The organism is Pseudomonas nitroreducens (assembly GCF_024170165.1).
Taxonomy (GTDB): domain Bacteria; phylum Pseudomonadota; class Gammaproteobacteria; order Pseudomonadales; family Pseudomonadaceae; genus Pseudomonas; species Pseudomonas nitroreducens_C.
The window spans coordinates 74,038-97,466 of the sequence record NZ_JALJXP010000005.1; the positions used below are offsets into that span (position 1 = coordinate 74,038).

Genomic DNA, 23,429 nt, shown 5'->3' on the forward strand with positions numbered 1-23,429 from the left:
TTTATTTACTGGTGTCGCGTGCTACGAAAAAACGCATTCGATGCCTTAAAAAGAAATACGCGTTGGATCAAGCGGAAACAGCTGTTACTTCATGCGGATGGATAGTTGGCTGGTCTCAAAGCTCGCACACGCACCTCTCAATAAATGCACTCGCCCCCAGGTTCGTGCAGACAGAATCGCTCGGGCCCACAACCGCAAATAGCGCACTATTAGTGCGGTTTAATTGAGCGTCAGCACCTCGGCAAAAGCCGCTATTTCAAGGGGGGTTGGAGTCATGCCCTTAAAAAAATGCACTCTAGGAATTGGTGTTCCGGCATAGAGCGCATCTTTCTCATAGCCGGAGTCCTCAAACCTATTGCAGTGGCCAGGCCTGGCCTGTGCAAGGCAAGGCGGGTCTTTAGTCTTTAGCCGTCATTTACTACGAAAATGCAAGCTCAGCTTCGAAGACACAAAGGCTCTACAGCGCGTCCTGATCACGAAAAGACGAGGTAGAAGAAACGCATCGTTGTTCAGGCATCAGCGCACAGCAATAGTCTCTTAATTGAATCGGCGGTGAGGCGCTCCCCTGCAGCCAGTAGAGCCCCCTGAGGAGCACGAACCCAAAAGTGTAATATCCGATAATGGCTAGACCCGGATATTGCAGGATATCCACAAAACCCTCATCCTAGAGGCATCATCTTCTCGCGGCGACGCCATGCCTCAAACACCTCAGCCCTTGTTCGATACCTTCGAACGTTTTCATGAACTCAACTTCCTGGGCCTGGGTGGTGAGCTGCCAGTCGTGCTTGGCTATCTCCGATCAATGCCCGAGCAATGCATGGCTATCGAGGGATATCTAGCCGTGCGCGGCTTCCTCAAGTCCTATGCCGGTAACCAAGCAACCTACAACTCCTATCGGACGCACGTTGAGCGCCTGCTTCTGTGGTCTGCGCTGATTGTCGAAAAGCCCCTCATCGAGCTACGCCGCCGAGATGCAGAAACCTTCATGGAGTTTTGCCTCAATCCGCCTGCTGACTGGATTGGCCCGATCGTTAAGTCTCGCTTTGTGCGCATCGGCGCAAGGAAGCGCGCTGACAGTGATACCTATGGCGTGAACGAGCATTGGCGTCCTTTCGCTGCCAGTGCTCCTAAACGAGATAGGAAAATCGCATCGGAAACGCTGACCGCCCTCCCCTTGAGCGCCTACAAAATGTCCCAGGGCTCCGTGGCCCAGGTGTTTGCCGTGTGCGGCAGCTTCTTTCAGCACGCGATAGACGAAGGATTCACCGAGGTGAATCCGTTCCGGGCAGTCAAACAGAAGTCGGTCTACAAGCAGCGCAATACCCTGGATGTGGCGTCTCGCTCACTGACCCAACTGCAGTGGAGCTTTGTCATTGAAACTGCCGAGCTCATGGCGGCAGCTGACCCTGCTCATGAGCGCACTCTTTTTATCGTCGCCAGTCTCTTTTCTATGTATCTGCGTGTCTCTGACCTTGTGGGGCGTGATAACTGGCAGCCCGTCATGGGGGATTTCCGGCGAGATACCACAGGGAACTGGTGGTTCCACGTTGTTGGTAAAGGGAACAAGGCGGCGAAAATTAGCGTGCGCGATGAGTTTATAGAGTCCTACCTGACCCGGTACCGCAAGCATCTACAACTGCCTCCCCTTCCCTCTGCGCATGAAAAGCGGCCGTTGCTCAGCACGCTAAAGGGGCGAGGCGGCCTTTCTGATCGTCACATCAGGCTTTTGCTCCAGGAGGTATTTGATCAAGCCCTTCAGAGGATGCGAGAGGAAGGCTGGAGCGATGACGAGGTAGATCAACTCCGTTCCGCCTCTCTGCACTGGCTACGCCACACATCTGCCACATTCGATGCTCCTCATCGAGATATGAAGGATCTGCAGGCAGATCTGAGGCATAACAGCCTTAGCACGACGCAAAACACCTACTACAACTCTCTCGATGAGCAACGAGCCCATTCAATTAAGGGGCTAAAGGTAAAACGCTGAGGGATTGCCGTGAGGCCGTTCCAGCGATCATCTGGTCACTGTTGCAGTGCTGCTTTCTGGTACAGCACTCCAGCCCGGAGATCTTGCGCTGCCTGAAAGCGATCGTTTTTGATGAGGCGTTCATGACCTACATTCTAGGTCAGCGCCCGCTCCCCAAATCTCACGACCTTGGCTGTCTTTCGCCCCGATGAGCGCAACGAAGGCGCATTTGAGCTAAATTGACGCGGCATGCTTACATAGGCGTGTTTCGCGCGGGTGTCTGTGAGCACAACCACATGCGTAGTGGCACTTGGCTAGGTTTGAGCCGATCTATTCAGTATAATAGGAAGTCGAATCCTCTTGGAGCCCCTGCTCGCTCGGGGGCCATCTGGTTGGCTAGGTTAAAGGGAATCAACTATGCCTATGTCAATAAAATTTATCCGCGCCGATCATGGCGATTCTATTTTAATCCAAATTAAAAATAGAGAATCTACTTTTACTATACTAATAGATGGCGGGCCGGCTACAGCATTTCGAAACAATTCAGCGCGACGTGATGGATGTTTAAAGCTAGAGCTAGAAAAGCTTCGTGAAGCGAACACCCCAATTGACCTTCTAGTCCTAACTCACATTGACTCGGATCACATCGGGGGTTTGCTAGAGGGTTTTAAGGATCCTACCTTACTGCCCAGTTTAGTAAAGAAAGTCTGGTTTAATTCAGCTGCATCCATCTTCAAAAGCCGCTCTCTAGAAGTTAAGAGTGAGCACTACATTAGTGAAGACTTCAGTGCATCCCTTAAAACAAGTATAAAAGAAGGTATGACTTTTGAGGGGTTAATTAAGAAGCACAACATCTGGGATGAAGAACTCGTCGATACAAACTATCGCCCGTTTCTTCCTGATGGTATAGACATAAAAATTCTCTCACCTGACACCGCCGGGCTGGATCGCCTACTTCAAAAATGGAAGCCGTACAGTTCTGACGCTGATTTAAGGACGGCAGGATGCGCTCATGATTACAATGAGCCATACAGCAAGCTATTAGAGCTTGATTCATTCAAAGAGGATGGGTCTAGACCAAATGGAAGCTCGATAAGCCTACTATTGGAAGTTGAGGGTTGTAGCATATTGCTTCTTGCAGACTCTCACCCATCAACTATCGTGAGTAGCTTAAAGGAGCTCGGCTATAGCGACTTAAACCCCTTGCAGTGCGAGCTAATAAAGCTTTCGCATCATGGTAGCAAGAAGAATACCAGTCCTGAGCTATTAAGAATTGTTAGAAGTCCTCGCTTCGTGGTCACAACAGACGGCTCTTATCATTGTCTGCCAAATAAAATGACTTTCGCTAGAATTCACCAGATACATCCCCACTCCCAAGTGCTTTTCAATTACCCTGAATTGATCGAAAAAATATACTCCCCTAACGAGGTGAGTGATCTTGGGGAGCTTCTTGGGTCGATTGAAGAGGCGCTTCAAATTGGCAGATGAACGTTATGAAAAAATGGAGTCGCATACCGTCTTTGTAGAAAATGGGAGCGGCGTCCTTGTTCAGCCAATGACTGAAGAGTACTCCTATATTCTGACAGCCAAGCATGTACTTGAAGTGAGCCGCCACAAAGAGCCTGAAGATGAAGATGAAGATGAAGATGAAGATGAAGATGAAGATGCTGTAAAATATAAAGTCGCCGACGAAATTTTGGTAACCGGTGGTGCGGGTGAAATAAAGGTTCTTGAAAGGTATATACATCGCCACTCAGACTTGGCAATTCTAGTTATTGAATACATGCACGACCTGACATTGAAAGTAGCCAGCATACCGTTGGCTAGGGAACATAAGGTCTTGGTGCTTGGGTGTCCCGGAATAAGAAGGGCCCCCTTAAAAGAAGACTTTAATGATCATATGCGCGACATTGCGGGAGTCGTGCGACGAGTGAAAGCTTCAACTTTCGAGATAGAGTCGAATGATAGGCCTAGCGCTCAAGAGATAAAAGGCATGTCCGGTTGCGGAGTCTTCATTGAAACTAAAGATGACTGCTATCTTGCAGGAATAGAAGTTTCGCTATCCGGATCAATTGGCGAGTTTCACGGTCGGGTAACTGGTGTTCCAGTTGGAGAATTCAACTCCCTAATTGAAGAAGGCCGCTATCGGGGAGAGAAGCTAGCAGAAATACTCCCTCCACACTTGCTATGCTTATCAAAAAGCATTGACAAAATATTTGAATTTAGAGGCTCAGCAATCCGAGAGGTCTCCGAGAGAGCTCGAAATTATTTGCGCTCTATTGCACAAAAAGGCATAACTGCTGCGTCCCCTCCTCCCTTTAAATTAAAGGAATCGTTCATTCATAGAGCGATTATAGGGAGCTCAAAGGGGCAGGAAATACTAGATGAAAAGTTCTGGAGCGCTTATCTAGAGTACCTAGTTGTCGGTCTGATTAAAAACAACCAGGAAGACATCAATGAAGACTTCATCAGCCTCCTTAGTTCGGATAGACATTTTCTCTACTCAGGCACTGATGGTGACTGGATGGACTTGCTGCCGGAGATTCTCAGCTCTGATATTCCTAATTTATCAGAAGGCTCGGCACTAATAATAGGAACAAAGAGCTCGCCAGTCCTTGCCGAAATCTCGGGAATTCCTATAAGTCGAATTATCCCCAATATTGATTCGGATGCGTCTCTGGAATTCGACATCGGCTCACCAAGGATGAAGATTAATAGCAATACGAAACTTTTACACATCGAGGGAGTCAGCCGAAACGCCATTATCGCTAACGAATTGAGACTCGGCCAACTCATGCAGACTGGGGATTTTATAGCGGAAGTTCGAGGCAAATATCGTGAAAACTTTTGAACGAGCAGAGGCAAGCCCGCAACTTAGCGAGGCGTTTCGTGAGTTTTCGTGGAGCCTTTATAAGGCGAAGATTGGAGAGTCCTTTATCTCTAGCTTTATTTTTCTCATTGATAGCGAGGAAAATCTAGAGCAGAACTGGAGATACATCTCAACTCGAATTGCCGCGCTATATCAATCCGCTTTGATGGACGACTATTCCGCCTGGAATATTTATCTTATTTTCAGGTGTGAATCAAAACTAAGTCGTGCGCTTCAATATGAAATTGAGAATGACAAGTTCTCAATGCGCAAGATTGTATATTCTGAAGCACCAAGACTCCTTCAATCAAATGTTGTGGAGCTGCTCAATAGCGAAATACTTGGTGCTTCTTTGGAGTCGCAACTTTTGCGCAACCTCCCCGATATCTCAGACAGAGAGCGCTCCGGCTTACAGGAACTATTCGATGAGTTCGGAGCTGTGCCAACCGATAATAAAATTGAATCGAAAAATAAAAGAGAAGAACTCTTGAGCTTCCTTCTTGAGAGGATTAAGTAAATGAAAATTGAGAAGGTTGTGATTGAAGGGTTTCGCGCATATAGGGCAAAGGAAGATGGGACTTTTGATTTCTTAACCGATGATGGTTCTTGCGCAGATTTTGTGGCGATCTATGCGCCAAATGGGTTCGGAAAGTCCTCATTCTATGACGCAGTAGAGTGGGCCCTGACAAATAACATCGCTCGATACCTAGTTGCATCGCAGCGGCAGAATAACAACAAAACATCAAAAGCCCTTAATGCATCTGGCGAGTATCAATTTATTCTTAGAAATAACCAGACGGATGTAGATGAAACATCTCGAGTGATTGTGCAGACGTCTGATTTTAATTATGTAAACTGGGTTCCTAAAATCAGGAGAGGAAACCGAGACTACAAGTTTGACCCAAAGGAAACGTTTGATGGAACCGAAGGTTTTAGTGATATATTTCTCTCCCAAGACGCTATTGATGGGTTTATAAAAGAAATACGGCCAGAGGATCGCTACAATAAGTTTATGCAGCAATTTGATATTGCTGAAGAGAGTTATAGAACTGACCTGTTTGCAGCGTCTAATGCGAACTCCAACAAGATTTCTCATTTAAAGGAGCAATTGACCGCTCTTTCTGAGGAAATAAACAGACCGACCGATGAGAGAATTGTTCAGATTGTCAACGCCACTCTTGTCGATCTCAATGCTTTCGGTGCGAAATTCCAGTTAATTGGAGAGAAATTCGGCCCGGAGGATGAGGCCAGGCTGAGTACCGATATAACTAAAAATGTAATATTGGTAGGGAGCAAGATCACCTCCCTCGACACTCTTATCAAAGAGACCGAGAGTCTTATTAGTTCAGAGCAGTCATTTTATCTGCAAAGCAGAGAGAAGCTCGATGTAATTTCGAACATTAAGAGGCTAGAAGAAAAACTCGCAGCGACGCATCGCATTCGCCAGCTTAAATTGATTATCACTCAGTCCGAAGACTTGTTAAAAGCAGTAGCCACTGAAGAAAGCGATGATGCGAAAATTGAAAGAGCACTCCCGGAGTACTTCCGCGCAAATCGTGAGATAAACTCTCACGCGGAAGTGAAAGGCGCTCTCAGTAAGAGCTCTGAGAGTCTTGAGTCTTTGCTTTTGGCAGAAACAAAGAGGAAGGATGAGGCAGAGGCTGAGTTGTCATTGAATGACAAACGAATTACGGAGCTATTACTCCTTGAGCAAGCCGCACCCGGAGTGTTCAAAGAGATTGAGTCGACGACATTAGCGATATCTCAATTGGAGCAAGATGCTGAACTTCAGGATCAGGACTTGGCTGAGCTCTCTCGGGAAAATAGGGTGCTACGATCAAAGGTCGAATGGCTCTCTGATCTTGTTACCCCTGTCTCCAAAGAGAAAATATTGGAGAATATAGATTCGTTAAGTTTCGACAATATCCTCTTGGAGAACTTTCACTCGACTCTTGAGGAGAAGTCAGAGATTTTAGAAGACTTAGAAATGGCACGAATGAGAAAGGAGAGCTTGCAAAATCATGCAAGTCAAATTTCCCGCCTTGTCGAATTTGGCTATGAAATTGTGCACAAGGAAAAGGCAGACAATTGCCCTCTTTGCAAGACTAAATTTGACACCTTCGAAATCCTGGCCAATCAAATCCTGGATGGAAGCTTGCTATCATCAGAGCAAAATGATGCAGTGACTAAAGTGGCTCAGCTCGAGGATGCTCTCAATAAGCTGCAAATAGCGGAAATGCACTGTATTGGGCAGATGGCCCTTGAAATTAGTGCTAGGATTTCCAGCTTGGAAGCGGAGTTGCAGGTTGGTCTCGAGAAAGAAGAGGCGTCTCTTAAGACGATTGATGACTTACTGGAGTCCGCAAGCTCTAACAAGCTCGTTGTTGATAGCCTCAGGAATAAGGTCAATAACTTAGACGAACCGGGTTACTTTCAACAACTCAAGCATTCCCGTTCTCGTTTGGCGGATAGAGCAAGTTCTCTTCGGGCGATGATTGATCAGGCTCAAAATAGAATATTCGCTCTTACTGATGAGAAACATTCAATTACGTCTAAGCTTGAGGCGGTGGAGCGGCTGCTTTCAACGCTTTTGCTAAACCCGGTCAAGCGGTACGTCGAAGACTTTTCAAGTCTAGTAAAGCTCCCGCCAGAACACCTTGCAACCTTCCTAAAATCGCGCGCCGAAGTTCGGCTGGAACTGATCAATCGACTCAGGGCTGAGTCTAGCCAAGCTCGCATGGAGATTTCTACAAGATATAGCGAGTTTGAGATTGAATCCGCTGATGGCGGTCTATTGCAAAAAGAATTGAGTCATCTGAAAGATAAACTCAGAGAGATCGAATTCCTAGTTTCTCCATATTCCGCAATTTTTATAAAACTTTCCATTTCCCTGGAGTCGGAGCTTGCGCCTGAGTCAGTCATATCTCGGCTAAGGATCGAGGCCGAAAATCTTCGTTCGCGTCGGGGAGAGCTGGAGGCTAGCCTTGTCAAAAGCCAGATACTACTTAGCCAGGTTGAAGAATTAGCGCCTTTCTTTAGACGCCAGCAGGCTAGAAATGCAGCGTCTGACTTGAATAGATTGATTGCCCATCATAACCGTATTCAAGAGAAAATCGATACAGACTATAACGGAGTTGTTGAGCACCTAGAGAAAAGAGTAAACAAATTCTTTTCTAAAGATTTAATTAATGAAATATACTCAAGGATTGATCCACATCCTGACTTTAAAACAATTGAGTTTAAATGTGACTTCAAAGGAGATAGCGGCCCACGCTTAGAGGTGCTTTTAAAAGACGAAAACAACAAGCTGAACGCCCCAGCCTTTCACTTTAGTTCTGCTCAGCTAAATATATTGAGTTTGAGCATATTTCTGGCGCGCGCGATTCATGCACGCAACGCGAACGCTTCAATTGACACGATACTGATTGATGACCCAATCCACTCGATGGACTCTATAAATATACTATCCACGATTGATATTCTAAGAAATATCTGCTGCAACTTGAATAAGCAAATAATCATTTCAACTCATGACGAAAATTTCTTCAGGCTACTGAAAAAGAAGGTTCCAGAGAATCTATATAACTCAAAATTTATTGAGCTGGAAACTTATGGAAAAGTAGCAGGACGAGAATGAATCGTACGCATAGCTTAAACGCGCCTTTGCAGCCCGGATTTATCCAGGGAACGCTCCAAAGGCTTCAATGTAGCGCAACGCGGACTTCGGATCGCGCCACCCGACATAACTCATGAGGGACTTTTGATCCCATCCACTACGTGTGGCCCAGGTGGCAAATCCGCGTCGCAGTGAATGGCTGCTGTAGCGCTCTGCTGGAAGTCCCGCTCCCTTAAGGACGCTGCGCAGAACCGGGATCACGCTGTGAGGATGCAGCCCTTGTTTAGCCAAATGCCCCCAGCGATCTATACCACGGAACACTGGCCCTTCAGTCTCGCCAATTTCGTCACGCCAGCTCTGGTAAGCCTGCACTGGACAGAGTCTCGCGAGTGCTGGCGCCTTGTATGTCTGTCCGCGATTGTCGCGGTCGACTTTGCTCCAAGGTAAGTAGATTGCCATCCCCTCCCCTGGCGTTACTTCGATGAACTCAATGTCTAGGCGGCACAACTCATCGCTACGAAACGCACGCCAGAACCCGATGAGGAGAAAGGCGCGATCTCGCAGGCAACGCCGGCGCGTAGGCATGTCGGTTGATGCTTGCAGCTGCTGCTCCAGCCAAAGGACGCACTGCTCGAGCTCTTGGATCTGCAGCGGATAGGCCTGCTTCTCTTGGCGCGGGTGTAAGACGCGGATGCCTTTCAGTACTTGCCGCACTACCGGTGATTTGGTGGGATCCGGAAAGCCCTGGCTACGGTGCCATTGCGACAGGGCAGCCAGGCGAGCCTTAAGGGTGTTGGTACTGAGCGCACCGGCATGCTCCACCAGGTAGCGAGCAATAGCGTCGCTTGTTGCCGGCAGAAATCCGCCCCAGGTCACTTCGAAGTGCTCAATTGCAGCGCGGTAGCTGCGTCGCGTGTTGGTGCGTGTGGCAGCTTCTATGTATCGATCTATCTCCTGGCTCATTGCTGCGCCTCCACGTTTCGTACCGGCCTGCTGCTCGAGATAGGCGCTCCTTTACCTATCACAAGTGATAATTCGTGATTATCTAATGTGAATTTAGCAAGCGCAAATCCTCGAAATATTCGGTAGAGTAATATGTATATACATATTACATACCACATTATGAAATCGACGGAGACCCCATGGCGCGTGGCGGAATCACTAAAGCCCTGGTACAGAAAGCCCGCTCCTCCATACTGGCGCGCGGAGATAACCCGAGCATTGATGCCTTGCGCGTCGAGATGGGCAACACGGGCTCCAAATCTACGATCCACCGCTATCTGAAAGAGGTTGAGGCCGAGAACGCCCCACGCGATGGCCAGCCGCGCTCGCTCAGCGACAACCTTACCGAGCTGGTGGCTCAACTGGCTGGGCAGATGCACCAAGAAGCCCGACAGTCCGTTGCGGAAGACAGGGCCGCCCTGGCACGCGAGCGAGTGGATTACCTGCAACAGGTACGCAACGCGCAGGCACAGGTTGATCAGTTGAAAGGAAGCGTACAGGCCTTGGAAAGCCAACTGCTGGAGTCACGCGACCAACTCCAAACAGCGCAAGAACAGAAGCACCAGTCCGAGTTAGCAAATGCCCGACTTCGTCAGGTGGGGAGTGATCTGGAAACACGCCTGCGGGAGCGAGACGCACAGATCCTCTCGCTAGAGGAGAAGCACAACCATGCTCGCCTCACGCTTGATCACTTCCGCCAGGCTGCCAAGGAGCAGCGTGAGCAGGAGTTGCGCCAGCACGAAGGGAGGCTGCAGCAGGCTGGAGTTGAGCTGAGACAGTTGCAGCAGACGCTGATTATTCGCCAGGACGAAGTGACACAACTAAATCGAGATAACGAGCGGCTGCTCACAGAGGCTCGTCTATTGCGGAATGATGGGGAGACGAAGCAGCAGCAGATTGTGCGCGAGGCGCTGGCTTCAGAGGTATTGCGCCAAGATAAAGCCAGGCTCGACGGGCAACGCATGGAACTTGAGGAGCAGAATCAGCAACTCTCGGACGAGTTGCGTACCGCCCAGCTAATGGTGCAAGACCACCTGATTCTCATCGCTAGCCTCCAAGAGCGTCTGCAAAAATCTGAGCAGGATGTACCTTGAGGATTTCCCCTTCCCTTCTAAAACCATAAAGCCGCCCTAAGGCGGCTTTGTGTATTTACGCTTGGCGCCAAGATTCAACGACGTCAGAGCCAGTTCGATATGGGTCGGCAACTGCCAATTACCACGGCAGCAAGCAGTCAGAATCCAGTGATCAACCAATTTCACACCCATTTCTAGGCTGGATGGCCTAGACCCAAATGGTCATGTGCACTACGGCGCCACCGGCCGAGATCGGCCAATAGCTGCCGTCGACGAATCAAGCTGCCAGTGAGCGGGCATGCGCAGATCTCATTCTCGACTGACGAAGCTGTCTACACTCAGCGCAGTCACGGTATGAAGAGTCGAGAACTCATGAAATCGATACTGCTGAAGGCAAAACACGAGTTCATCAAGGCGCTGCCGCCAACCATCTTCTTCTTTGTCATCCTGCACATCGTCGCCGCGATTCGTGCACTGATGATCAAAGGAACCGGCGTTCCACTTCCCGTGACGGCCTCGGTTCTGATCGCCTCGCTGGTGCTCGGCAAGTCGGTACTGGTGGCCGACATGCTGCCCTTCATCAACCGCTTTCCCGAGAAGCCGCTGATCTGGAACGTAACCTGGAAGACCGTGATGTACGCGCTGGTCGCCCTGTTCGTGCACTACCTGGAGCGGCTCTACGAGTACTGGAAGGAAGCTCCCAGTCTGCTGGACGCCAACTCCATGCTGTGGACGTCGATGAATTGGCCGCGCTTCTGGGCGGTGCAGATACTGCTGGTCACGTTGATTTTCATGTACTGCGTCATCTCGGAGCTGGCACGGGTGATCGGCCATGAGCGCCTGAGGAAAATGTTCCTAGGCCCGCTTCCACCTCGTACCCCCAACGACGACCCGGCCTAATTGGCGACGCGTCTTCTAAACAGATCAGGCAGCAGCTATCAAAGTGCAGTGGACGGTGATTTTCAATGCAGTGTTGATCAGATGCGACTTGCTGCAAGCACAGTAGACGTGCGCGCAAATGGTCTAGCCTAGACATATGCCATCGTCGATTCCGAAGGGAGGCATTCTCGGAACAGCTCAAGGTCAGGCCAATGCGAATTTCTTTGACGAAGCTAAAGCTCAGCCCTCCATCAATCGGATGCTCCGAAAAAGAAGACTCCCAATTAGCTCATTTTGGTGAGCTTCGTTATCTGATGACCTCTGCCCCGACAGTCGGCGATGCCCTTGAATCACTCGCTCGATACATGAGCAGCTGCATAAAGACAGTCCAATGCCGTTGGGAGCGCGAACCGTCTCATGCTCAGATGCATTTCGAGTGCGCCTGTCCCTCTCAAGGTGATGGATTGGTGGTCGAAACCTGGATGCTCCACACAACCCGCTTGATTGGGATACTTCTCGGCCGGCCGTTCTCTCCTCAACAGACTAGCTTTCGCCACGGGCCCCTAGGTGACCGTGGCAACTACCTCAAGAGATTCGGTTGCCCAGCACTTTTCAGGCAGAAAAATAATTCGCTGGTACTGTCATCCGCGACACTCGATGAGCTCTGCACGGAGCGAGACCCCACACTGCACTCCATCATGCGCTTCTACCTTGAAGTGCAGACCTGTTCTTCAGGGCTCTTACAGGAGCTGGTCACAGCCCACATTCTGAGACTCATGCCCCTTCATCAAGGGACACTTGATCATGTTTCCCAAGCTCTCGGTATGAACCCTCGAACGCTGCAGCGACGACTCGCTGATGAGCGAACCGACTTCGAGCAGCTGTTAGACAATGTGCGTCGCAGCCAAGCGCTCCATATGCTCCAGCACACAAACATAGGAATTAACGAGATCGCCAGCGCGCTTGGCTATAGGCGTACGGGCTCCTTCTGTAGAGCTCATAAGCGATGGTTTGGAGTCTCACCAGTGGGGTTTCGTAGCCAGTTCTCGGCACAGTTGGTTAGCGCGAAGAGTGATTGACGAGAGGGAATGGATTTCTGTCGTTTGTCTCCTGGGGCGTCCGCTATGGGTCGGTAGCAGCCTCTCGTCAGGGGCAGCAATCGGCCAGAAGCGGGCACTGAACCAGATGTCCGCCCGTCTGACCAAGTTCCTTATCTCACCTTTGCCCTTTCAACCGACTTAACTGCTCTGTTCGTTGCTAGCGGCTATGACAAGGCCATCCAGCCAATCCTGGTGGCCGTTAATCATAGGGTTGGGCTTAGTCCGGTGCAGTTCCTCAGCCGGCTTACCCTTCTGTGTTTCTTGGGTGAGGATGCGCACACGACTGCCTTCGAGGTCTTCCACCAGCCAGGCATGATGAACGTCCAGGCGCGTCTCGCCTTCGCCCGCCCAGCCGTGCCAGGCAACCCGCCCTGGCCGGCCGTTCACCGGCGGCACGTACTCGTTGCACTGCGCCTCGACAGGGAAGCCGAAGGTCTCGAAGTAGAAGCGCACACCATCCGCCAGTTCGGGGCCCTTGTCGTCGTAGAAGCGCACATTGGCGGAGTTGGCGTAATAGCTAGGCCAGCGCGACGGTACGCTGAGCAGCGGCCAGATGTCCTGAGCGCTGAGGCCGGCGACTATCACCTCGTTGGAGGCGAAATTTTCGGTGAAGCCGGGGACGAATCCTTCCGGCCAATAGATCGAATTCATGGTCACGCTTTTGCTCCTGTGAGGATTGAACCGCCGGGGATGGGTAGCTCATGGCAAAAGGATGACGACACCCAGCCATTAGCACCAATGATCACTTCTAACACCAGGCATAGTCATTACTAATACCCGCTGCGAATCAGCCGGGTTTCAACGCCGGGCTATCCCGACACCGTCAGGGCGTCCGACAGGGATGCGTCCTACCTCTTCTTGACTTGCCAGATCAATCACCGAAACCACGCTGTCGGGCGTACAGGAAATGAACGCGCGTCCTGTCGCTGCATCGATGAAGATTCCGGCGCCGCGCCCGATTTGCAGACGCTTGAGCGGCTTGCGAGTGGCGCTGTCATAGAACACCAGCGCGCCGGTTTTCACACTGACCACCAATACCTGCTTGCCATCGGGTGTGAACTTCAATCGATGGGCACCGTCCAGCCCGGTAGAAATCTGTGACGTTAGCCTTTCCGCCTGCACATCGACGATAGACAAGATGCCGCCGGGCGTAACAGTCCAAAGCTCCCGACCATCGGGAGAGACGTCGAATCCTTCTGCGCCCTTGCCCACCGACACCAAGGTCTGCACCCAGTCCAGCCGCGGCTTTGCCGCTGGCGGTAGGACTCCTGTTGGCGGCATGGCTGGGGCTACCATGCGCTGCTCGAGCAGGCTGACCGTACCGGAACCGACGTTGGTGGCGTACATATGCTTAGCGTCCGGACTCACGTACAGCATGTGCGTCGTGTCTTGTCCTGTGCCCATGACCCAGTCCACGCGTCCCTGCGCCGGATCGAAGCGCCCCACGGCCTTTGAGCCCTGAGCGGTGAACCAGAGCTTTCCGCCCACGTAGGCCAGTCCATGCGGGCCGATCAGCGGCAAGGTGCTGATCGGCGTCTGGGCGACGGCATCAGCCAGGTCGATCACATTGATTTCGTGGAAGGCCCCGTACCCCGGATTGGAAACGTAGGCCACACGCCCATCAGTCGTGACTTCCACTTCGTGCGGGTCAGGCCCTAGCGCAACCTGCGCGATCAGCTCGAAGTTGAGTGGATCACGGAGCTGGAGCTGGTGGTCGGTCTTGGAGGCAATCAGCAGCAACTGCTTAGGCGTTTCCGCTGCCATGGCGGCGACAGGTAGCACCACCAGCAGAGCCGACAGCAGTAGTTCACTCAGCTTCATCGAGCGCATCTCCTGGGGTGTATTTCAGCGGCTCTGGTAGCGTTCCAGCCAGTGTGCGTATGGCGCCGGTAACACCCACGTTGACCGCTCGATCTCCAACGCCTGCGCCGCACGCAACGGCCAATGCGGATCTGCCAGGTGCATGCGCCCCACCATTACCAAGTCCATCTGCTCTTGAGCGACGACGCGCTCGGCATCCGCCGGCCGCTCGATGCCCCAGGACGATGCTACGGGAAGCCGCGCTTCACGGCGCACGCGCTCGGCAATCGGGGCGAGGAAGGCCGGCCCCCAAGGGATGTCGGTCTGCGGGATGGAGAAGCCGACGCTGACATTGAGCAGGTCTAGACCTTCATCGCGCATCAGGCGGGTCAGCTCGATGGATTCGGCGAGGGTCTGCTCGTCACGGCCGTCGAACTCGATGACTCCGAACCGTGCGGTCAGCGGCAGGTATTCGGGCCAGACCTTGCGTACCGCACGCAGGGTTTCCAAGAGGAAGCGGCTGCGTCCAGCGAAGTCCCCGCCGTATTCGTCATTGCGCTGGTTGGCGTGGACGCTGAAGAAGCTTTGCGCCAGGTAACCGTGGGCGAAATGCAACTCCAGCCATTCGAAGCCGGCGTCACGGGCCCGCCTTGCAGCGGCAACGAAATCGCGCTGGACGCGCTCGATGTCTTCCCTGGTCATGGTGCGCGGCACTTTCGGCAGATTAGCGCCGAAGGCCAAAGCAGACGGTGCGATAGTCTGCCAGCCGCTGGGGTCGCCTTCGGCGATGTGATCGTCGCCTTCCCAAGGTCGGTGTGCGCTGGCTTTTCGTCCCGCGTGGGCAATCTGGATGCCCGGCACTGCGCCAGCGGCCTTGATCGAGGCGGCGATCTGCGCCATGCCCTCGGCCTGCTGATCATTCCACAGGCCGGTGCAGGCTGGTGTGATGCGTCCTTCGGGCGACACCGCGGTCGCCTCGACAATAACCAGTCCGGCGCCGCCGCGGGCTATACCGGCGTAGTGGGCTGGGTGCCAGTCATTGGTGAAACCGTTGCGGGCCATGTATTGGCACATGGGCGGTACGGCGATGCGGTTGCGCAGTTCGACGTCTTTGAGGCGGAACGGAGAGAACAGGGCGGACATGGACTTCTCGCTCAGAAAAGAATGACAGGTTTGCCGGAGAAACTGCGCTGCCGCAGGTCTGCAAGGCGCTCGGGCAACGATTCGAATTCGCCGATGACCAGCGGTTCGGTTTGCAGTTGTCCCTCGGAGGCGGCCAGCAGCAATCGCTCACCGGCGGCTACCAGGCGCGCCCAGTCGACGTCGTCGCCGTGCCGGTGTAGTGCTCCCAGGGCCACCTCATGCATCGATAGCGCGCGACCGAATGGCGGGTTAGGCCAATCGCTGACGCGCCCCTGGATGCACAGCAGATGGCCATTGGCGCGCAGAGCTGGCGCCAATCGCTGCGCATGGTCGCTGCCGATGCAGTCGATCAAGGCATGGAATCGCTCACCGGCGGCCCAGACTTCGTCATCGGCCAGCGGGCCGGGTAGCACCTGGGCGGCGCCCAACCGCTGCAGCCGCTGCCAGTGTCGCGAATGGCACATGACGCTGACCTGCACACAGCGTTCGCTGGCGAACTGCACCAGGTACTGGCCGACGGCGCCGCCGGCCCCGCTGATTAGCAGAAGGTCATCTTCGTGCAGCGGCAGCTTGTCGAGGGCCTGCCAGGCGGTCAGTGCCGGGCAAGGAAAGCCGGCGGCACGGGCGAAATCCAGCGCATCCGGCAGACACATCAGCACTCGCGCGGCAACGGGCGTGTGCTCGGCAAAACTACCCGGCTTGTTCAGATCCTGGTGATAGGCCACGCGCCGCCCCAGCCAGTCTTCATCGATACCCTGACCGACCGCTATTACGGTGCCAGCGCCATCAACGCCGGGGATTTTCCCCGGCTGCCAATCCACCAGCTCACCGCCTAGAACCTTCCAATCCACGGGGTTCAGGCCGATGGCAGCGTTGCGCACCAGCACTTCACCCGGCGCAGGAACGGGCAACGCGCGGCTTTGCAACTGCAACTGCTGCGCCTGCGCACCGCCTTGCCAAGTCCAGGCCCGGGATGAACTCATTGGTAGGCACCAGCCGAATAGGTCAGCTCGTAGCTGTGGCTGTATATCTCCAGGATGTTGCCGAAGGGGTCTTCCATGTAAACCATGCGGAAGGGCTTCTCGCCGGGGAAGTACTCACGCACCGGCATTCGCTGCTTGCCGCCGGCGGCGACGATGCGGGCGGCCAAGCCCTCGACGTCCGGATCCTGCACGCAGAAATGGAAGACGCCGGTCTTCCAGTACTCGAAGTTGTTCTGCGGACGCTCGGCATTGGGAAACTGAAATATCTCCACGCCAACGCGGTCACCAGTGGACAGGTGGGCGATGCGAAACGAGCCCCAGCCAGCGCCGAACACATCGGTGCACATCACGCCAATGGCGGAGTCGTCTTCGCTGATGGTGGTGGGCGGCATGATCAAGTACCAACCCAGGACTTGGGTGTAAAACTCAACGGCGGCGTCCAGGTCGGTGACGGCCAGGCCGATGTGGGAAAAGCTGCGGGGATAGGTGGCGCTCATGGCTCAGGCCTCGATGATACGGATGTATCACCAGCCTAGGGACGAACCGCTATAATGAAAACAACGCAGATGTTATTGAACCAATAAGAGATCGTTATGCTTAATCCCCAGTGGCTGCGCACTTTTTCCACTCTGGCTGAGGTCGGCAGCTTCACGCGCAGCGCCGACCGCCTAGACCTCACCCAGGCCGCCGTCAGCCAGCACATCCGCCATCTGGAAGAACAACTCGGCCCTTTGTTGATCCGCCGGCCGCGCCTGCTGGAATTGACGCCTGCCGGTCAGGCACTGCTGCGTTACTGCGCCGAGGTGAACCAGGCGGATCGCCGCCTGCGCCAAGAGCTGGAAGGCGCCGATGCCGAACACGGAGAAATCGCTCTGATCAGCCCCGGCAGCATCGGCCTGTTCCTCTATCCGCTGCTACTGGAGATGCAGAAGGCCACGCCTGGGCTGGTCGTACGCCACCGTTTCGCACCTGACAGCGAGGTGCTGAGCGCTGTGCTGGAAAACCACTATGAACTGGGCCTGCTCAGCTTCAAGCCTGACGACCCGCGCCTGAGCGCGAGGCTATTTGCCGAGGAACCGCTGGAACTGGTGGTGCCGGCGGGAATCGAGGTGCACGACTGGCAAAGCCTGGAGCGCTTGGGTTTCATCGACCACCCCGACGGCCAGGCCATGGCTGGCCGCCTGCTGAGCCGCCGTTTCCCCGGCAACCCTGGGCTCCGTAATCTGCCGCTGCACGGCTTCAGCAACCAGATCGGGCTGATCCTCGAGCCGGTCGCCCGCGGCCTCGGCTTCACCGTCTTGCCGCGCTACGCCCGACAGGCATTCGTCCGGCAGGACGAGATCGCCGTAATGGAATGTGGCGCCCCGGTGGTGGACAAACTCTGGCTGATCCATCGAGCGGAGTGGCCCCTCTCACGGCGGGCAGCTAAATCGATCGAAAGACTCACTCTTCATATTTCCTCGCTTACTCGGCCGAGTTGAAGCAGTTAGCACCTCTCAATCGCATTAATTATCGGCTGGAACCGCAAACGAGGCGTGGAAGCTTTGCCGTCTAAGTCTGCTATTGGTCGGCAGCTGCCCATCACCGTTGGCCGCAAGCGGTCAGAAGCAGCAATCACCCAATTCCACATGCATTTAGAGGCTGGATGAACTCGACCCACATGGTCGTGGGCACTACGGCGCCGCCGTCTGAGATCGGCCATTAGCTGACGCCCCGTTGAGCTGATTTCCTCCCGCCGACAGGTTAATGGCCTACAGTGATCCTATGACTTGAGTTCCTCGGACTACCGCCGAATCACCACCGGTTGCTCCGCCCCGCCCCTTGGCGCTCTCGCCTACGCCTGTTCGCAGCCAATTGCCAGTGTACGAGAGCAACAGCATGCCCCCGCAAAATCACGTCAACGTTGAGTTGGCGACCGTTGCATTTCTCGAGCTAACCCCCTCCCTACGTCATCAAATTCAGCTTCTGATCCCGCAAGGAAGTACGCGCGAGCAAGCTGGAGACTTTTTTCGACAGAAAGCATGGTCAGAGCTATGCCAGGCGGCACGTCAATGCGGAAAGCAGCCAGCAGACTATGCCGCCCAAGTTATTGAGCTCTATCGTGCAGAGCTTGCGAAGGGACATCGGCGTGCACTGCCCATTGATCGTATTGCCTGACGTCTGCTTGGGGTCGGATGCTGCCGCCACTCCTTGGCAGCTTGAACCCAAGATTGGGGATATTTTCGGTCACCCGTTGCAGCCCAGATATTCAAGGCGCCGCATCGCATCGCGCGCATCATCGAGCACCGAGTCAAAAATGGCTTCCACGCTTTGCACAGCGTCGGCAAATACGATCGACGGGCCGTAATCGAGCATGCCTTGGCGGCTATCCCCGGTCTTGTAGGCTTGAGTGGTCAGTGCTCCCATGACGTGAGGGCGATAGCTTTCGAAATCGCTCGCTCCCGCTGCGTCCAATGCTGCAACAGCCTTGGCGCTGTCATTGTTCAGGACTCGGTGATGTTGCCGCAGGCCGGTCTTCACGATGATGCTTTCTGTGCCATCGCTTTGCACCAGACGCTCCTTGTACTGGCGGTGAATCCACAGCTCCTCGGCTACCAGCATCCGCGACCCCATCAGGACGGCCTCGGCTCCCATCAACAGCGTCGCCGCCAGTTGGCTTCCGGTACCAATCCCGCCACCGATAACCACCGGGATCGGAACCTCTTTCGGCGCATGGGCGGCTTGAACCATGCTGCTGATGCCGTAGGTTCCTGGATGGCCGCCGCAGTCGTTGCCAACGACGATCACCGCATCCACGCCAAGACGCGCGGCTGAGCGCGCGTAGCGAACCGCCGGAACCTTGTGCAGAACCTTTATGCCCGCTTCCTGCAGCGCCGGTAGAACAGCTTCTGGGCTTCCACCCGATGTTTCGACACAGAGGACTTCTTCCTCGGCAAGGATCCTCATCTGCTGACGCAAGCGCTCGGTTGCGCCGGCCTGACCAGAAAGGTAGAGATTCACCCCGAACCCTTTGCCCGAGGTGAGGCTGCGACACCGACGAAGCTGTTCGCGGAATTCGTCCAGATCGGGGAAGCCGGCAGCAACCACAAATCCCATCCCACCTGCGTTGACCACCGACGCGACATAGTTGGCGTCTGACACCCCAGGCCCCATACCGCCACAAAGAATGGGATGAGGGATCCCGAGCATCTCTGTAATGCGAGTTCTGAAGAGCTGGTTACGCATGGGCACTCCGGTTCAGCGAAGAGCTGGGAAGAGGCGGAGTTAACCGCCCCCGGGGAAGAAAGCTGTGGTGTTCCGCCGACGCTCGGCGCGGCATGAACTCAGGAACACTCTTATAGCTAAACACTTGTTCAGTAGTAAAGAGGTCCCCCGTCTGCCGAAGGCCCTCGCTAATCCTCGCTCAAGCCTGCTGCGGAAGGCCCATGGCTTCGCGCCTGTCCAGTGCGCCAGATATCAGGGCCAGTGCCAGAGCGCCGAGTGACAACAGTCCGCCGGCCCAGTTCGGGGCAACCAGGCCGAAACCCGCGCTGATCACCCAGCCCCCTACCCAGGCGCCGATGGCATTGCCCAGGTTGAAGAGGCCGATGTTCACAGCGGCGGCAAGGGTAGGAGCGCCCGCAGCCGCTGCTTTATCCAGAACCAGCTTCTGAATGGGCGACACGGTGGCAAAGCCAAAGCCCGCCATCAGCGCAATGCACAAGGCGGACATCCACTGGCTGTGCGCGGTATACGCGAAGATGAACAGGACGATCGCCTGAGCGAGCAGTGTGATGTAGAGCAGCGTCATCAGCGAGCGATCTGCAAAGCGTCCGCCGAGAGAGTTCCCGGCAAACAGACCGATGCCGAAGGCCATCATCAGCCAGACAACTGCGGACTCAGAGAAGCCGGCGACTTCCGTCATCATGGGCGCGATGTAGGTGATCGAGGTGAAGAACGAAGCTGGGCCGAGAACGGTGATCCCCATTGCCAGCAGTACCCTGGAGTTCTTGAACGCTGCCAGCTCCTGACGAACGTTGGCACCTTTGCTCCCGCCGACATCGGGAATCATGTAGACCACTGCTAGCAAGCCGATGATGCCGATAGCGGTGATGGCGTAGAACGTCGCCCGCCAGGAAATGAACTGGCTCAACCAGGTGCCGGCAGGCACACCGAGCAGGGTGGCCAGCGCCATACCCGAAAACATGAAGGCAATCGCGCTGACCCGTTTGTTGGGAGCTACCAGTTCAGCGGCGAGGATCGATCCTATGCCAATGAAGGCCCCGTGGGTCAGCGAGGTAATCACTCGGCCGAGTAGTGCCATTGGAAAACTCGTCGCGGCGGCCGTCATGAGATTTCCCAGGACGAAGAGAACCATCAGGATCGCGAGCATCCGTTTACGCGGCAGCCGTCCGCCCAGAATGATCAACAGCGGTGCGCCGAGAAAGACGCCCAGTGCATAGGAGGTTGCCAGGTACCCGGCTTGTGGGATGGTGATGCCATATTCGGCCGCCATTTGCGGCAACAGCCCGGCGATGACGAACTCGGTGGTGCCGATCCCGAACGTTCCGATCGCGAGGGCCCAGATAGCGAGGGGCATTGATTGTGTCTCCATAAACGAGTGAGGAGCTAACCAGGTGATGGAGAGCCGGCCAGCGTGTGCTCGAAATTCTATGGATGACTTTCAGCTCGATAAACGCGCTGCTTATTGTCACTATGTAGACTTAAGGTCTACAGAGACTTCCCATGCTCCCCATCGAATCCTTGAGCGGAATCACCACATTTGTGGTGGCGGCTCGCGCTCACAGCTTCACGGACGCCGCTGCGCAGTTGGGAGTGTCCAAATCTGCGGTCGGCAAGTCGATTGCCCGCCTGGAAGAGCGGTTGGGGGTAAAGCTGTTTCTCCGTACGACGCGGCGAGTGACATTGTCTGCCGACGGTCAAGCTTACTTCGCAGCCTGCTCCGCTGCCCTAGAGGAAATAGGCGCCGCCGAGAACAGCCTGGGGGGCCGTGCTATGAGTCCATCCGGTCGCCTGCGTATCGACATGCCGGTGGTCTTCGGACGCAAGGTCATGATGCCGATTCTGCTGGAGATCGGGTGTCGGTATCCCGATCTGCATTTCACAATGACATTCGCCGATCACCTCATTGATCCGATCGAGGAAGGCGTTGACCTGGCGATCCGTTTCGGGGAGCCGAAGGACTCGACTGAATTGATCGCACGTCGCCTGACCAGTCAGCGATGGGTGATCTGCGGTGCGCCGAAGTACCTCGAGAAGCACGGCACCCCGGTCACTCTCGATGACCTCGCGTTCCATCAGGGTATCGTGGGGTATCGGCGCGACCAGCCCTTATCCTGGCGGGTTTCTATCGAGGGGGAGGCACAACGATTCAGCCCTCCGGCGACGCACCAGCTCAGTGACGGAGATGCGATTGTCGACGCAACGCTTGCCGGTCTGGGGCTGTGCCAGATTCCGGAGTCACTGGTGCGAGAGCACATCGCCGAAGGGCGCCTGGTGACTGTGCTAGATGAGTACACCCAAGATCTGGTCGACGTCCATGCGGTCTGGCCAAGGGCCGCCCATTTGCGGCCGAAGGTCAAGTGCGTGGTCGAGACGCTGGTTGAGTTAGGGCAACTAGGGCGGTTGGGCTGAGCAGGTGAGCTCTGGCTACAGAAGGTTAAATTGCGGACGCCCGTTTCCCGCCAGAAGCAGGCATATACCGACGCAGCCTTGGGCGAGCCGCCTGCGTGCGTCCGCTATGGGTCGATAACGGCCTCAAGCCAGGAGAAACAAGCGACCACTAGTCCCCATTGAGATCCTTGGGCTTGGATGTGGAAGTGCGCACGATCAGCTTGGTCGGATATATCTTCACCTTCGGCGGCAGTGCCCGGGATTCTGGCGACTGCAGCATGTCGGTGAGGAAGCGTGCTGCGCACTCGCCTTTCTCCAGTAATGACTGGCGGATGGTGGTCAGGCCCTTTTCGACGGCCTCGGGGATATCGTCGAAGCCCACCACCGACACGTCGCCGGGCACGGCGACGTCCAGCGTTTGCGCCGCCGCCAGACAGGAAAGCGCCATGACGTCCGAGCAGGCAATCACCGCGGTTACTTCCTGCTTGCGCAGGAGGGTCTCGGCGGCGGCCTTGCCGACCACCGTATCGAAGCCACCGGCCTCGATCACGTGCAGGTCTTCGAAGCGCAACCCGGCTGTGGCCGCCTCTTCCAGGTAGCCGGTCAGACGTTCGCGGACGATCATCTCGGTGGAGCGGTTGTAGCGTCGCTCATCCACCATCCCGCGATAACCGTCGGGTTTCAGACGCTCCAGGAGGATGCCGATCCGACGATGGCCCAGGCCCAGCAGGTGGCGCATCTGTTCACGCGCAGCCCCCCGATCGTCGATGCCAACGTAAGGCACGCCCTCGATGCGCGGTGAGTCGACCACGACGAAAGGAATCTTGCGCTTGAGCAGGTACTGAATGGTCGGGTGATCGTCAGGCAGGGTCGAAATGATCAGTCCGTCCACCAGGCCACGCACCGCCATGTGTACGTCGCCACCCTGGCCGTCTTCTTCCAGACGCCGGCTGTTCATGGGGAACAGCGTCAGGGCGACGTTGGACAGTTCGTTGATGTTGCTGATGCCGCGCAGCAGTGCGGTGGCCCAGGGGTCGTCGATGGCGTAGGACAGCTGGTCCATGACGATCAGCCCGATGGCGCCGATACGCCCCGAGCGCAGGCTGCGCGCGCGCAGGTTGGGACCCGGATAGCCCAGCTCCTCGGCGACCGCGAAGATGTGCTCGCGCTGCGCCGCCGATACCTTCGGCGAGCCGCTGTAGGCGTAGGAGACCGCTGGCTGTGAAACGCCCGCGGCACGCGCTACGTCCTTCATGGATATCATCGGAAGCACCTCTGGATATGACGCGGGCGACCGCATTGACGACAGAAAAAAATGGCTCTCGGACCGGCCGCCGACAACCCATGCCAGACCGGGAGCCCCGTCCCGGGCCCTGCTTGGGCAC

The 23,429-nt window shown here is 55.1% G+C and carries 19 protein-coding genes; 10 read left to right on the top strand and 9 right to left on the bottom strand.

Going from position 1 to position 23,429, the window contains the following annotated elements; all coding sequences use genetic code 11:
• Positions 1–694 precede the first annotated feature (694 nt).
• The 5 genes from J2T47_RS11680 to J2T47_RS11700 all read left to right on the top strand — a co-directional run bounded on the left by J2T47_RS11680 (position 695) and on the right by J2T47_RS11700 (position 8,472).
• Entirely contained in the window at positions 695–1,987 is a 1,293-nt protein-coding gene (locus J2T47_RS11680) for a tyrosine-type recombinase/integrase (RefSeq protein WP_253447298.1), read from the top strand.
• Between the two features lie 396 nt (positions 1,988–2,383).
• Entirely contained in the window at positions 2,384–3,454 is a 1,071-nt protein-coding gene (locus tag J2T47_RS11685; protein ID WP_253446369.1) for a ComEC/Rec2 family competence protein, read from the top strand.
• Positions 3,444–4,817, top strand: a complete 1,374-nt coding sequence (locus tag J2T47_RS11690) for an ABC-three component system protein (RefSeq protein WP_253446372.1) — start codon at positions 3,444–3,446, stop codon at positions 4,815–4,817. Before J2T47_RS11685 ends, J2T47_RS11690 begins: the two co-directional genes overlap by 11 nt.
• Positions 4,804–5,352 (top strand): ABC-three component system middle component 1, encoded by a 549-nt coding sequence (locus J2T47_RS11695; RefSeq protein WP_253446375.1) that lies wholly within the window; start codon positions 4,804–4,806, stop codon positions 5,350–5,352. The genes J2T47_RS11690 and J2T47_RS11695 overlap by 14 nt, the downstream gene beginning before the upstream one ends.
• Positions 5,353–8,472 (top strand): hypothetical protein, encoded by a 3,120-nt coding sequence (locus tag J2T47_RS11700; protein ID WP_253446378.1) that lies wholly within the window; start codon positions 5,353–5,355, stop codon positions 8,470–8,472. It begins immediately after the preceding gene.
• 39 nt (positions 8,473–8,511) lie between these two features.
• Here the strand turns inward: J2T47_RS11700 and J2T47_RS11705 are convergent, their stop codons facing one another.
• Positions 8,512–9,414: a site-specific integrase gene (locus J2T47_RS11705; protein ID WP_253446382.1), complete on the bottom strand. Its 903-nt coding sequence runs from the start codon at positions 9,412–9,414 to the stop codon at positions 8,512–8,514.
• 179 nt (positions 9,415–9,593) lie between these two features.
• Here J2T47_RS11705 and J2T47_RS11710 point away from each other — a divergent pair, with 179 nt between their 5' ends.
• From J2T47_RS11710 to J2T47_RS29335, 3 genes are all read left to right on the top strand, one after another.
• On the top strand, positions 9,594–10,547 hold the full coding sequence (locus J2T47_RS11710) for a DNA-binding protein (RefSeq protein WP_253446385.1): 954 nt from the start codon (positions 9,594–9,596) through the stop codon (positions 10,545–10,547).
• Between the two features lie 351 nt (positions 10,548–10,898).
• Positions 10,899–11,426, top strand: a complete 528-nt coding sequence (locus tag J2T47_RS11715; protein ID WP_253446387.1) for a hypothetical protein — start codon at positions 10,899–10,901, stop codon at positions 11,424–11,426.
• Positions 11,427–11,617: 191 nt separating this feature from the next.
• Positions 11,618–12,484, top strand: coding sequence for a helix-turn-helix transcriptional regulator (locus J2T47_RS29335; protein WP_367399501.1), 867 nt, complete (start codon positions 11,618–11,620; stop codon positions 12,482–12,484).
• Positions 12,485–12,643: 159 nt separating this feature from the next.
• Here the strand turns inward: J2T47_RS29335 and J2T47_RS11720 are convergent, their stop codons facing one another.
• From J2T47_RS11720 to J2T47_RS11740, 5 genes are all read right to left on the bottom strand, one after another.
• The gene (locus J2T47_RS11720; RefSeq protein ID WP_253447301.1) at positions 12,644–13,156 is read right to left on the bottom strand and encodes an SRPBCC domain-containing protein; all 513 of its coding nucleotides are present in this window, start codon (positions 13,154–13,156) and stop codon (positions 12,644–12,646) included.
• Between the two features lie 147 nt (positions 13,157–13,303).
• Complete coding sequence (locus tag J2T47_RS11725; protein WP_253446391.1) at positions 13,304–14,326, bottom strand: YncE family protein; 1,023 nt, start codon at positions 14,324–14,326, stop codon at positions 13,304–13,306.
• 24 nt (positions 14,327–14,350) lie between these two features.
• Entirely contained in the window at positions 14,351–15,448 is a 1,098-nt protein-coding gene (locus tag J2T47_RS11730) for an NADH:flavin oxidoreductase/NADH oxidase (RefSeq protein ID WP_192291613.1), read from the bottom strand.
• Positions 15,449–15,459: 11 nt separating this feature from the next.
• Positions 15,460–16,431, bottom strand: a complete 972-nt coding sequence (locus J2T47_RS11735; protein ID WP_192291615.1) for a zinc-binding dehydrogenase — start codon at positions 16,429–16,431, stop codon at positions 15,460–15,462.
• A complete protein-coding gene (locus J2T47_RS11740) occupies positions 16,428–16,928 on the bottom strand; it encodes a lactoylglutathione lyase family protein (RefSeq protein WP_138216959.1) in 501 nt (166 codons plus the stop codon). The genes J2T47_RS11735 and J2T47_RS11740 overlap by 4 nt, the downstream gene beginning before the upstream one ends.
• 96 nt (positions 16,929–17,024) lie before the next feature.
• Here J2T47_RS11740 and J2T47_RS11745 point away from each other — a divergent pair, with 96 nt between their 5' ends.
• Positions 17,025–17,912, top strand: a complete 888-nt coding sequence (locus tag J2T47_RS11745; protein ID WP_192291617.1) for a LysR family transcriptional regulator — start codon at positions 17,025–17,027, stop codon at positions 17,910–17,912.
• Positions 17,913–18,657: 745 nt separating this feature from the next.
• Here J2T47_RS11745 and J2T47_RS11750 read toward each other — a convergent pair.
• Positions 18,658–19,656, bottom strand: a complete 999-nt coding sequence (locus tag J2T47_RS11750; protein ID WP_253446394.1) for an NAD(P)H-dependent flavin oxidoreductase — start codon at positions 19,654–19,656, stop codon at positions 18,658–18,660.
• Between the two features lie 178 nt (positions 19,657–19,834).
• The gene (locus tag J2T47_RS11755) at positions 19,835–21,010 is read right to left on the bottom strand and encodes an MFS transporter (RefSeq protein WP_253446397.1); all 1,176 of its coding nucleotides are present in this window, start codon (positions 21,008–21,010) and stop codon (positions 19,835–19,837) included.
• A 146-nt stretch (positions 21,011–21,156) separates the two neighbouring features.
• On the opposite strand from J2T47_RS11755, the gene J2T47_RS11760 reads away from it, so the two are divergent.
• Positions 21,157–22,065 (top strand): LysR family transcriptional regulator, encoded by a 909-nt coding sequence (locus tag J2T47_RS11760; protein WP_253446400.1) that lies wholly within the window; start codon positions 21,157–21,159, stop codon positions 22,063–22,065.
• Between the two features lie 148 nt (positions 22,066–22,213).
• On the opposite strand, the gene J2T47_RS11765 is transcribed toward J2T47_RS11760, so the two are convergent.
• Positions 22,214–23,299: a LacI family DNA-binding transcriptional regulator gene (locus tag J2T47_RS11765; protein ID WP_253446403.1), complete on the bottom strand. Its 1,086-nt coding sequence runs from the start codon at positions 23,297–23,299 to the stop codon at positions 22,214–22,216.
• Between the last annotated feature and the right edge of the window lie 130 nt (positions 23,300–23,429).